The following is an 11177-nucleotide window of genomic DNA, read 5'->3' as shown; positions in this document are numbered from 1 at the left end:
AACAACTTAGACCAGAGATATTCCTCATGTCAACTATCCCCATCGCAACTATCCTCGGCTACGCTCGGAGTCGTGGACACGACAGACCTCTTCGACCCGAGAATCGCGAACGGCCTGGTATCCCCCGCGAAGACGAAATTCCGGATCACATCGGTGAATCCGAGTCGTCGATACAGCCGCCAGGCGCGATTGGCCTCGCGTTCCACCTCCGGTGTGGACAGCAGCACCGCGCTCTCGGTGCGGTTCGCGAGCAGCCTCGTCAGCAGCGCACCGCCGATGCCCCGGCCCTGTGCCGAGGGATGCACGTGCAGCTCGGTCAGTTCGAAATAGTCCGAAAGCAGTTCGCGCGCAGAGTGTTCCGGCCAGCCCGAGCGGCGCATCCCGCTGTGCACCTGCTGATGCCACCACTGGTGGGCGGCGCCGCGATAGCCGTAGGCGATGGCCACGATCGGCGCGGTCCGCAGGTCGATCTGCCCGGAATCATCGGGGATGACGGCGGCAACGGCCTGCCAGCCGGGCCGGGTGGTGTGCTCGGTCCACATCGGCGCTCGATGGTGTTCGGTGCCGTGCGGATATTCCATCGCCGCGACGTACACCGCCAGTGCATCGTGCAGCCGGGAGCGTAGCGCCGTGATCGGGAGATCGATGACGACGGGTGCGTTGGCGGGGGTGTGTTTGGGCTTGACGGCGGTCATGGCTCTCGTCGGTCCGCGGAAAGTTGTCGGTGGGTGTCCCTATATTCAATCTCAATTCAAACGTTCGAATACCTGTTCGATCCGCGCGGTGCTGGGAACTCGGCGTTCGCGCACAGGATAGGCCAGGTGAGCGGCGCTGAACGACTCTGAACGAACTCGGAGGGACGGCTGATGTCTGGTCGGATCGAACACCCGGGGCAACCCGGCAAGGCAGGCAAGCTGCTGCAGCGGGCGGATGGCTTGCTGATGCAGGCGGCGGGGGAGCGCGACCCGCGCGAACGTTTCCGGACCGCGTATCTCGCCGCGTTGCGCGGTGCCGGTGCGGTGCTGGCGTATACCGGGGCGGACGGCGCGCCCCGGGCGCGTTCGCGCAACGCGTGGGTACTGCTGCAGCGCGCTGCGCCCGAATTCGTCATGTGGGCCGACTACTTCAGTGCCCATTCGGAGATCAGGGCGGCGCTGGAGGCGGGGTTGGATCGCAACATCGATGATCAGCAGGCCGACGAGTTCTATTCGCGGGTGGGCGCATTCCTACACGACGTCGAAGATCTGCTGAATGCCGGTGCTCGTTTGCGCCCCGCGCCGGGGTGGTCGGGCGGCATGACCGCTTAGTTATCGGCGAGTAGGTGGTACGGCACTGATCGAACTCGTATCATTGGTGGCAGATAGCCGACCTTGGCTATCTGTCGCCTACCCGGAGGCGACAGCCACGTCCTAGTGCCGGGGGAGGTACCGTGCCACTCTCCGAGCACGAGCAGCGCATGCTCGAACAGATCGAGAGCGCGCTCTATGCTGAGGATCCGAAGTTCGCGTCGTCCGTCCGCGGCGGACGCCTTCGCTCGACCTCGAGTCGCCGCAGACTCCAGGCCGCGGCCCTGTTCGTCCTTGGTCTGTTTCTACTGGTCGCTGGGATCGCCGCTCCGGTGAAGCTCGGCGACTTTCCGATCATCAGCCTGATCGGATTCATCGTGATGTTCGCCGCAGGCGTGCTGTTGCTGCTCGGCAGCTCCAAGGGCATCGCCAAGGGCGGCCGGTCGGGCAATGCCCAATCCGGTGGCGCGAGCGGCGGATCGAGCGGACGTGGGCGACAGCGCAAGTCCGGTGGTTTCTCCGAACGCATGGAGGATCGGTTCCGTCGCCGCTTCGATCAGGAGTAGCGCGCTCGTAGCCGACATCTACATATCGAATGCGCCGCCGCACCGAAAGGGTGCGGCGGCGCATTCGCATGCGTGAGCCATCCGGCTGCTGGGTGATCTTCGCGAGCGGTTCCCCACAACGCCCCACGATCTACCCCCACCATGCCCCACCATCCACCCGCGCGGCCGCCCGTGATCGGCCGGAATGGGGTGCACCAGGGCGTTTGCTGGTTGTTGTCGGGCGATCGTTTCGCCGTGTGGCGCGTGTCGCCAGAACACGGAAAAAGTTCTCCACCACCGTGATAGCTGGGATGACCTGCGTAATCGATGACGCGGGGAGCCAGATCACCCTGAGTTTCGATTGAAAGTGGGGGAAAGTGGGGTAATGTGGAGCGCGCACTAGAGGAAGGGCATACATCCGAGGTGATCGTGCTCCCCGCGCGGCGGGGTTCATCCAGGAGGTAGCGGGATGTTTCTCGGTACCTACACACCTCGGTTGGATGACAAGGGGCGACTGACGTTGCCTGCGAAGTTTCGAGACGATCTGGCGGGAGGGTTGATGGTCACGAAGGGTCAGGACCACAGCCTTGCCGTATATCCCAAGGAAGAGTTCACCGCGCTCGCTCGGCGAGCCGCGGCGGCTTCTCGAAGTAATCCGCAGGCGCGCGCGTTCGTCCGGGCACTCGCGGCCGGAACGGATGAACAGCGTCCGGACGCCCAAGGCCGGATCGTGTTGTCGGCCGATCATCGTCGCTACGCGAACCTTTCGCGGGACTGCGTGGTGATCGGATCGGTCGACTTCCTCGAAATATGGGATAAGCAGGCGTGGGAGTCCTACCTCGCCGAGCACGAGGAGGACTACGCCGAAGCGAGAGACGAGTCGCTGGGCGGCATCTTCTAGCCCTGAGCGAACGAGTGCCACGCGGCCTCTGCCCGGACGCGCGGACCCTGACGTACTTCCCCGACGCCAGGTGCCGAGGCTCCGGTCAGAGACCCCGCGGCATTCGTATTTTCCAAAGCAGCTGTCTAACAAGGCGACCCGTGAGCGGGCGTAACGAGCGACCCATTGGCACGGCTCGGTGCGCAACGACGCGAGGCACGATTCCGGGAGGACGAGGTGAACCGTGAACAGGACGGCCCTCGCCATGTTCCGGTTCTGCTCCAGCGGGCAGATGCGCTGCTCGGCCCGGCATTGTCCGAACCCGGCGCCGTCTATGTAGACGCGACACTGGGTTTGGGCGGCCACGCCGAACATTTCCTACGGACGTATCCGAACATTCGTCTTGTCGGGCTCGACCGGGATACCAACGCACTGGCGCTGGCGGGTGCACGACTTGCCCCGTTCGCGGATCGAATCACCTTGGTACACATCCGATATGACGGAATCGCCGTCGCGCTGACGCAGGCCGGACTGCCGACCACCGGTTCGGTGAGCGCCATCCTGATGGATCTCGGTGTTTCCTCGATGCAACTCGACGAGGCCGAGCGCGGATTCGCCTATTCCGTCGACGCGCCGCTGGATATGCGGATGGACCCGACCACCGGCATCACCGCCGCGGATGTGCTCAATACCTACAGCCACGGCGATTTGGCGCGCGTGTTGAAAACCTATGGCGAGGAACGCTTCGCGGGCAAGATCGCCGCCGCGGTGGTGCGCCGTCGGCAGCAGAAGCCGTTCACCACCAGTGCCGAACTCGTCGAATTGCTTTACGCGACAATTCCGGCCGCGACCAGGCGGACCGGCGGTCATCCGGCCAAGCGGACCTTCCAGGCGCTGCGGGTGGAGGTCAACGGCGAATTGGATTCGTTGCGGGCCGCATTGCCCGCCGCACTCGACTCGCTGCGGATCGGCGGCCGGATTGTGGTCATGTCGTATCAGTCGCTCGAGGATCGGGTGGTCAAACAGGAGCTGTCGGCGCGGACCACATCACGGACACCGGTCGACCTGCCGGTCGAATTGCCCGGTATGGGACCGGAATTCAGGCTACTGACCCGCGGGGCCGAGAAGGCGACGGAACAAGAGATCGAAGAGAACCCGAGGGCGGCTCCCGTGCGGATGCGCGCGGCAGAGCGAATCGAGGAGGGGACAGGATGAGTGTGCGCACGCGTACCGCTGAGGCGCCGGGCCGGATCGCCCGCCGAGTTCAGGCCGCCGAGCGGGTGAAATCGGGTGCTGCACAACGGGCCTACGCCAAGCGCCGGATGCGCGCGGAACAGTCGGGGGATCACCAGGAGCTGCCGAAGCAGCGCGCCTCGGCGATGGCCGGGCGAATTCCGTTCGTGGCGGCCATCATTGCGATGCTCGGCTGCGGCCTCGCGCTCACCCTGCTGCTCACCACCCGCTCGGCGGAGGACAGCTATCAGCTCGGCGACGCCAGGGCGACCAATCGCAAGCTGGCCGACGAACGGGCGGCACTGCAGCGGGAGGTGGAGGCCGCCGATTCCGCGCCCGAACTCGCAGCGCGGGCCCGCGAACTCGGCATGATCCCGGCCAAGGATCCGGCCCGCCTGGTGGTTGGACCGGACGGCGGCGTGACGGTGATCGGCAAGCCGACGCCCGCCCAGGGGGCGCCGGTGCCGCCGCTGAACCCCTCGCCGAGCGCGCCCACCACCACGCCGGCCAATAACGCGCAGGCGCGCGGCGAGCGGGTGATTCCGGTGACGCTCACGCCGCCGCCGCAGACTGCCCAGCCGACCACCGGTCAGCCCGCGAACACCGGTCAGGCGAATGCCGTTGCTGTGCCGGGGAGTTCGCAGCCGAGTCCGACACCGGCCACTCCGCTGCCGACGCCGAGCCCGGTCGCGCAAACCCCGGTGGAGACACCGCAGCCCGTGGCAACCCAGGCGGAAGCGGTGCAACCCGAGCAATCCGCCCCGGACGGGGGCGCCAGATGACCATGCGCCAGACCCGGCCCGCGTCGCGCCAGCGCCGCGGGCCCACGGCGTCCAAGGCGGGTTCAGCACGGGCGACCAGCGCCTCCAGACCACGGACGGCAGCAGACAACCGGCCGCTGCGCCTGCGCCTCGGTGTCGGCCGGGTGATCATGCTGGTCGCGCTGGCGGTCGTGGCACTCCAATTGCTCTGGGTGCAGAGTATTTCCGCGCCGAGCCTGTCCGCGCAGGCGGCCGACCAGCGCACCACCCGCAAGATCGATACGGCGACTCGCGGCCCGATCACCGACCGCAATGGCAAGTCCCTTGCCTTCACGCTGAGCGCGCAGGCGCTGAACTTCCAGCCGGTGGTGGTGCGCAAACAACTCGCCGATGCGAAGGCCAAATCGGCCAAGGCACCGGATCCGGAGGACCGGCTGAAGGCCATCGCGAAGGCCATTCACGACAAACTCGGCAAGGACGCGCCCGCCGAAGCCGCACTGCTCGACAAGATGAAGAGCGACACCCCCTTCGTCTACCTCGCCCGCAATGTCGATCCGCGCATCGCCTCCGATATCACCGTGCTCTATCCCGAGGTGGGCGCCGAACGCCAGGATGTGCGCGAATATCCGGGCGGATCACTGGCCGCCAATGTGCTCGGCACCACCGGCTGGGACGGACACGGCCAAATGGGGTTGGAATCGTCGCTGGACTCGCTGCTGGCGGGCACCGACGGCTCGCACACCTACGACCGCGGATCCGATGGTGCGGTCATTCCCGGCAGCTGGCGCGATAAGCAGCCCGCGGTGAACGGCTATGGCGTCGAGTTGACCCTGGATTCGGATCTGCAGTACTACGTGCAGCAGCAGGTCCAGCAGGCCAAGGAGATGTCCGGTGCGAACGCCGCGTCGGCCGTCGTGCTCGACGCAAAGACCGGCCAGGTGCTGGCGATGTCGAATGACAACACCTTCAACCCCGCACTGGGACCACAGCATTGGGGCAATGCCGAGATGCAGAACCCCTCCGTGCAGGATCCGTTCGAACCCGGCTCGGTCAACAAGATCGTGACCGCGGCCGCGGCCATCGAATACGGATTGACCAACCCGGATGAGGTGGTGCAGGTTCCGGGTGAGATCCGAATGGCGGGTGTCACCGTGCATGATGCCTGGGAGCACGGCACCGCGTCGTATACCACCACCGGCATATTCGGTAAGTCCTCCAATGTCGGCACGCTGATGCTGGCACAGCGGGTCGGAGAGGACCGGTTCGCGGATATGGTCAACCGGTTCGGTCTCGGTCAGCGCACCGGTGTCGGGCTGCCGGGCGAGAGTCCGGGGCAGGTACCGGCGCGCGACCAGTGGTCCGGCGGTACCTTCGCGAATCTGCCCATCGGACAGGGCCTTTCGATGACCACCCTGCAGATGACCGGGATGTATCAGGCCATCGCCAATGGCGGCGTGCGGATTCCGCCGCGCATCGTCAAGGCCAAGACCGCGCCGGACGGCACCCGTACCGAGGAGCCGCAGCCCGAAGGCGTGCGGGTGGTCAGCGCGCAGACCGCGGCGACGCTGCGCACCATGTTCCAGGCGGTCGTGCAGCGCGATCCGATGGGCGTGCAGATGGGCACCGGTTCGCCAGCGGCGATCGATGGCTACCAGGTGGCGGGTAAGACCGGCACCGCGCAGAAGGTCGACCCGAGCTGCCACTGCTATTCGACCTCGTCGTTCTACATCACCTTCGCCGGCATGGCGCCCGCGGACAATCCGCGCTATGTCATCGGCCTGATGCTCGACGCGCCGATTCGCAGCTCCGACGGCAGCGGCGGCGGGTCGGTGGCGCCCCTGTTCCACAACATCGCCTCCTGGGCGTTGCAGCGTGACCGGATCCCGCCCTCGCCCGAGCCTTCCCGACGATTCGTTCTGCAGGCTTCATAAGATTGGAGCCACGTTGTCCGGCCGTGAGCCGACGTCGGTAACCTGACTCGACGTTCCCTGCCTTCCCAATGATCAACTCAGCCCTTATCCGTGTCGATTCCCGAGAGGAGCCCTGTGCCCGCGCAGTCCAGCCAGCACGCGCTCCGGCCGACCCACCCGAGGTCGACGTCGTTGTCCACCGTGCTGGCACTGACCGGTGCCAGCTCGTCGCGCGCGGATCTCTCGCAGATCCAGGTCACCGGCATCGAGCAGCGCTCGAATGCGGTGCTGCCCGGTGATCTGTTCGCCGCGCTGCCCGGCGCGCAGTCACACGGGGCCCGGTTCGCGCGCGACGCCGTCGAGCGGGGCGCCGTCGCAGTGTTCACCGATCCGGCGGGTGCCGAACTGATCGGCGAACTCGAGGTACCGGTGCTGGTCCGTGAGCAGCCGAGGTTGGTGCTCGGCGAGCTGTCGGGCGAGCTCTACGGCAATCCGTCGCAACGGCTGCGCATAGTCGGCATTACCGGCACCTCCGGCAAGACCACCACCGCATATCTGGTGGAGGCCGGATTGGCGGCCGCGGGCCTTTCCACGGCGCTGATCGGCACCATCGAGACCAGAATCGGCGGTCGCCGGGTGCCGAGCGCGTTGACCACGCCCGAGGCGCCGCAGCTGCACGCGATATTCGCGCTGATGGTCGAGCAGGGTGTGGACGCGGTGGTGATGGAGGTCTCCAGTCACGCGCTCGCGCTGGGCCGGGTGGACGGGGTGCGCTTCACGGTGGGCGCGTTCACCAATCTCTCGCAGGACCACCTGGACTTCCATGCCGACTTCGAGGACTACTTCGCCGCCAAGCGCAGGCTTTTCGAAGCGGCGTCGCCGGTCGCTGCGCGCACCGCTGTCATCTGCGTCGATGATGAGTGGGGACAGCGCCTGGCTGCGGACCTCGCGGACCCGATCACCGTATCCACCACCGGTTCCGGCACCTGGCAGCTCACCGGCGAGGTAATCGCGCACGGCGGCGAGCAGGAGTTCAGCGTCGCCGGACCGGATACGAATGTCGATGTGCGCCTGCGACTTCCGGGCCGCTACAACGTCGCCAACGGACTGCTGGCGGTCGCGGTGTGCGCGGCCGCGGGAGCCGATCCCGCCGTCGCCGCACCCGCGCTGGCCACCGTCGACGTGCCGGGCCGGATGCAGCGGGTCGAGCGGGGGCAGGATTTCCTGGCGATCGTCGACTACGCGCATAAACCCGCCGCGGTGGAGTCGGTGATCGCAACGTTGCGCGAACATCTCACCGCGGCGGGCGCGACGGGCCCAGAGGCACCCGGTGCGGGCCGTCACGGCGATACCCCGCAAGCAGGAATGCACGCGCACGCAGGGCACCGCGAGCGCGGCACCTCGGATACCGCCGGTACTGCCGGTCGGTTGGCCGTGGTCGTCGGCGCGGGTGGTGACCGGGATGCGGGCAAACGAGCTCTGATGGGTGCCGCCGGTGCGCGTGGGGCCGATCTGTTGATCATCACCGATGACAATCCGCGCACCGAGGATCCGGCGGCGATCCGCGCCGCAGTGCGCGCGGGCGCGCTCGCGGTTGTGCAGGCCGAACGCGGTGAGTTGCGCGAAATCGGGGACCGGGCCGCGGCCATCGCCGCCGCCGTCGACTGGGCTGGTCCCGGTGACGTGGTGCTGGTGGCGGGTAAGGGCCATGAGGCCGGGCAGGAGATCCAGGGTGTGAAGCATCCGTTCGATGACCGCGAGGTGCTCGCGGCGGCGTTGGAACGACGGCAGCGGGGCCTGCGTGGCGACGAGACGACGCAGGACGGCAACACTGAGCAGAGTCCGCAGGGGTCGGACGCGGAGGACTTGACGGTTTCATGATCGAGATGACACTGCGGGAGATCGCGGAGGCCGTCGGTGGCACGCTGCACGACGCCCCCGACCCGGCGGCGACGGTAACGGGTTCGGTCGAATTCGATTCGCGCCGAATCGGTGCCGGTGATCTGTTCCTGGCCCTGCCCGGCGAGTACGCCGACGGCCACGACTATGCGAAGGCGGCGATCGACGCTGGTGCGGTCGCGGTGCTCGCGGCCCGTCCGGTGGGCGTGCCCGCCATCGTGGTGACCCCGAGTCCGGGCACCGTGCCCGCGAAATCCGTTGCGCTGGCCGGTGATTCGGATGGGTCGGGGGCCGCGGTGCTGGCCGCGCTCGCTACGCTCGCCCGAGTGAGTGTCGAACGTCTTGCCGCCGCGGGAGCGACGCGCCCGGAGGCGGTAGCGGAGCCTGACCACGGAGGGCACCGCGCGGGCGGCCGATCGGACACCGCGGCAGGTGGACTCACCGTCGTAGGGGTGACCGGCTCTTCGGGCAAAACCTCGACCAAGGATCTGCTCGCGGCCGTACTCGCGCCGCTGGGGCCGGTCGTCGCCCCGCCCGGATCGTTCAACAATGAACTCGGCCATCCGTGGACCGCGCTGCGCGCCGATGCCGACACCCGCTTCCTGGTACTGGAACTGTCCGCACGCGGCCCCGGACATATCGCCGCACTTGCGCGGGTCGCACCGCCGAAGATCGGCGTTGTGCTCAATGTCGGCACCGCCCATCTCGGCGAATTCGGCAGCCGCGAGGCCATTGCGCAAACCAAGGGCGAACTCGTCGAGGCGCTGCCGCCGACCGGACTCGCCGTGCTCAACGCCGACGATCCGCAGGTGGCCGCGATGGCCGCGCGCACGAATGCCCGCGTGGTAACGGTCGGCCAGGCGGCGAACGCCGAAATCCGGGCCACCGACGTCCAACTAGACGCCGAGGCCCGCGCGGGTTTCACGCTGCACACCGGCAAGGGCAGCATTGCGGTGCAATTGGCCGTACACGGCGAGCACCAGGTCGGCAACGCACTGGCCGCGGCGGCGGTCGCGCTCGAATGCGGCGCCGACCTCGAAACCGTTGCGCGGGCGCTGGCCGGTGCGCACGCCGCATCGGCGCGTCGCATGGATGTGCGGACCACCGCCGACGGCATCACCGTGGTCAACGATTCCTATAACGCCAATCCGGATTCGGTGCGCGCTGCCCTCAAGGCCCTGGTGACCATGTCCCGCGCGGGCGGCACTCCGCGCCGCAGCTGGGCCGTGCTCGGCGAAATGGGCGAACTGGGCGAGGAATCTGTCATCGAACACGACCGGATCGGCCGCCTCGCAGTGCGTCTGGATGTCTCCCGACTGATCGTGGTCGGCACCGGAAGGCCATCCCACGCGATGCATCAGGGTGCGGTAATGGAAGGCTCTTGGGGCGAGGAGTCGATCCTCGTGCCCGATATCGGCGCGGCCATCGCGCTGCTCGACAGCGAGGTCGAGTCGGGCGATGTGGTGCTGGTCAAAGCGTCCAAGGCGGTCGGCCTGTGGGCGGTCGCCGAACATTTGACCGGCGCGGAGCGTGCGGGAACTAGGGGTAGCACGGAGGCGCTTGGATGAGGCAGATTCTGTTCGCGGCGGGGATCGCGCTTGCGGTCTCCATCCTGTTGACGCCGCTGTTGATACGGATCTTCGCCAGGCAGGGCTTCGGCCAGGAGATCCGGGTCGACGGTCCGGCCAGTCATCAGGCCAAGCGCGGCACCCCGACCATGGGTGGTGTGGCCATCCTGGTCGGCATGTGGGCGGGTTACCTCGGCTCACATCTGATCGGCATCGGCTACGACGCCGACGGGCCGTCCGCATCGGGCATTCTGGTGCTCGGGCTGACCACCGCACTCGGTGTGGTCGGCTTCCTCGACGACTTCATCAAGCTGCGCAAGCAGCGCAATCTGGGGCTGTCGGCCGCGGGCAAGTACATCGGTCAGATCAGCGCCGCGGTCATTTTCGGCGTGCTCGCCCTGCAGTTCCGCGGCGGCAACGGGTTGACTCCGGCGAGTAAGCATCTGTCCTACGTCCGCGATATCACCACGGTATCGATGGGCGTGATCATCTTCCTGTGCTGGGTCTGCCTGCTGGTCGTCGCCTGGTCGAATGCGGTGAACCTGACCGACGGCCTGGATGGTCTGGCGGCGGGTTCGATGAGCCTGGTGCTCGGCGCCTACGTGATCATCACGTTCTGGCAGTACCGCAATGCCTGCGCGACGATTCCGGAGGCGGGCTGCTACAACGTGCGCGATCCGCTGGATCTGGCGCTGGTATGTGCCTCGGCCGCCGCTGCGTGTGTGGGCTTCCTGTGGTGGAATGCCGCACCGGCCAAGATCTTCATGGGCGATACCGGTTCGCTGGCCCTCGGCGGCATGCTCGCCGGACTCTCGATCACCACCCGGACGGAATTGCTGATGGTTGTGATCGGCGCGCTGTTCGTCGCCGAGACCGCCTCGGTGGTGCTGCAGGTCGCGGTGTACCGCACTACCCGCAACCGGCTATTCAAGATGGCGCCGTTCCACCATCACTTCGAACTCAGCAAATGGGCCGAGACTACGGTGATCATCCGGTTCTGGCTACTGGCGGCCATGGCGTCGGCGGTCGGACTCGGCCTGTTCTATAGCGAATATCTCTCAGCGGTCGGGTGAAGTAGCGATGGTCGAACATTCT

The 11177-nt window shown here is 67.1% G+C and carries 10 protein-coding genes; 9 read left to right on the top strand and 1 reads right to left on the bottom strand.

Features of this window, described 5'->3' with window-relative positions:
* Nucleotides 1–29 precede the first annotated feature (29 nt).
* Nucleotides 30–695 carry a GNAT family N-acetyltransferase gene (locus ACWEO2_RS39810; protein WP_452410092.1) on the bottom strand — a complete coding sequence of 222 codons (666 nt, stop codon included), beginning with the start codon at nucleotides 693–695 and terminating at the stop codon, nucleotides 30–32.
* 171 nt (nucleotides 696–866) lie between these two features.
* Here ACWEO2_RS39810 and ACWEO2_RS39805 point away from each other — a divergent pair, with 171 nt between their 5' ends.
* The 9 genes from ACWEO2_RS39805 to mraY all read left to right on the top strand — a co-directional run bounded on the left by ACWEO2_RS39805 (nucleotide 867) and on the right by mraY (nucleotide 11155).
* A complete protein-coding gene (locus ACWEO2_RS39805) occupies nucleotides 867–1307 on the top strand; it encodes an SAV_6107 family HEPN domain-containing protein (protein ID WP_355187261.1) in 441 nt (146 codons plus the stop codon).
* A 122-nt stretch (nucleotides 1308–1429) separates the two neighbouring features.
* Nucleotides 1430–1852 carry a DUF3040 domain-containing protein gene (locus tag ACWEO2_RS39800; protein ID WP_452410091.1) on the top strand — a complete coding sequence of 141 codons (423 nt, stop codon included), beginning with the start codon at nucleotides 1430–1432 and terminating at the stop codon, nucleotides 1850–1852.
* Between the two features lie 448 nt (nucleotides 1853–2300).
* Nucleotides 2301–2732 (top strand): division/cell wall cluster transcriptional repressor MraZ, encoded by a 432-nt coding sequence (gene mraZ / locus ACWEO2_RS39795; protein ID WP_330253784.1) that lies wholly within the window; start codon nucleotides 2301–2303, stop codon nucleotides 2730–2732.
* 216 nt (nucleotides 2733–2948) lie between these two features.
* Nucleotides 2949–3926 (top strand): 16S rRNA (cytosine(1402)-N(4))-methyltransferase RsmH, encoded by a 978-nt coding sequence (gene rsmH, locus ACWEO2_RS39790; RefSeq protein WP_452410090.1) that lies wholly within the window; start codon nucleotides 2949–2951, stop codon nucleotides 3924–3926.
* Nucleotides 3923–4726 carry a hypothetical protein gene (locus ACWEO2_RS39785; protein WP_452410089.1) on the top strand — a complete coding sequence of 268 codons (804 nt, stop codon included), beginning with the start codon at nucleotides 3923–3925 and terminating at the stop codon, nucleotides 4724–4726. The genes rsmH and ACWEO2_RS39785 overlap by 4 nt, the downstream gene beginning before the upstream one ends.
* Before the next feature lie 2 nt (nucleotides 4727–4728).
* A complete protein-coding gene (locus tag ACWEO2_RS39780) occupies nucleotides 4729–6636 on the top strand; it encodes a peptidoglycan D,D-transpeptidase FtsI family protein (protein ID WP_452410097.1) in 1908 nt (635 codons plus the stop codon).
* 114 nt (nucleotides 6637–6750) lie between these two features.
* The gene (locus tag ACWEO2_RS39775) at nucleotides 6751–8496 is read left to right on the top strand and encodes a Mur ligase family protein (RefSeq protein WP_452410088.1); all 1746 of its coding nucleotides are present in this window, start codon (nucleotides 6751–6753) and stop codon (nucleotides 8494–8496) included.
* Nucleotides 8493–10082, top strand: coding sequence for a UDP-N-acetylmuramoyl-tripeptide--D-alanyl-D-alanine ligase (locus tag ACWEO2_RS39770; RefSeq protein WP_452410087.1), 1590 nt, complete (start codon nucleotides 8493–8495; stop codon nucleotides 10080–10082). Before ACWEO2_RS39775 ends, ACWEO2_RS39770 begins: the two co-directional genes overlap by 4 nt.
* Nucleotides 10079–11155 (top strand): phospho-N-acetylmuramoyl-pentapeptide-transferase, encoded by a 1077-nt coding sequence (gene mraY, locus ACWEO2_RS39765; protein WP_354958028.1) that lies wholly within the window; start codon nucleotides 10079–10081, stop codon nucleotides 11153–11155. Before ACWEO2_RS39770 ends, mraY begins: the two co-directional genes overlap by 4 nt.
* The last annotated feature ends 22 nt before the right edge of the window (nucleotides 11156–11177 follow it).

Source organism: Nocardia sp. NPDC004278 (assembly GCF_053602975.1).
The sequence above is the reverse complement of the archived record's forward strand: the minus strand, read 5'-3'. Positions and strand labels throughout refer to the sequence as shown.

Excerpts from the sequence above, each read along its gene's own strand:
- mraZ (WP_330253784.1), top strand. The coding sequence starts at position 2,301 with ATGTTTCTCGGTACCTACACACCTCGGTTGGATGACAAGGGGCGACTG.
- ACWEO2_RS39785 (WP_452410089.1), top strand. The coding sequence starts at position 3,923 with ATGAGTGTGCGCACGCGTACCGCTGAGGCGCCGGGCCGGATCGCCCGC.
- mraY (WP_354958028.1), top strand. The coding sequence starts at position 10,079 with ATGAGGCAGATTCTGTTCGCGGCGGGGATCGCGCTTGCGGTCTCCATC.
- ACWEO2_RS39770 (WP_452410087.1), top strand. The coding sequence starts at position 8,493 with ATGATCGAGATGACACTGCGGGAGATCGCGGAGGCCGTCGGTGGCACG.
- ACWEO2_RS39810 (WP_452410092.1), bottom strand. The coding sequence starts at position 695 with ATGACCGCCGTCAAGCCCAAACACACCCCCGCCAACGCACCCGTCGTC.
- ACWEO2_RS39780 (WP_452410097.1), top strand. The coding sequence starts at position 4,729 with ATGCGCCAGACCCGGCCCGCGTCGCGCCAGCGCCGCGGGCCCACGGCG.
- ACWEO2_RS39805 (WP_355187261.1), top strand. The coding sequence starts at position 867 with ATGTCTGGTCGGATCGAACACCCGGGGCAACCCGGCAAGGCAGGCAAG.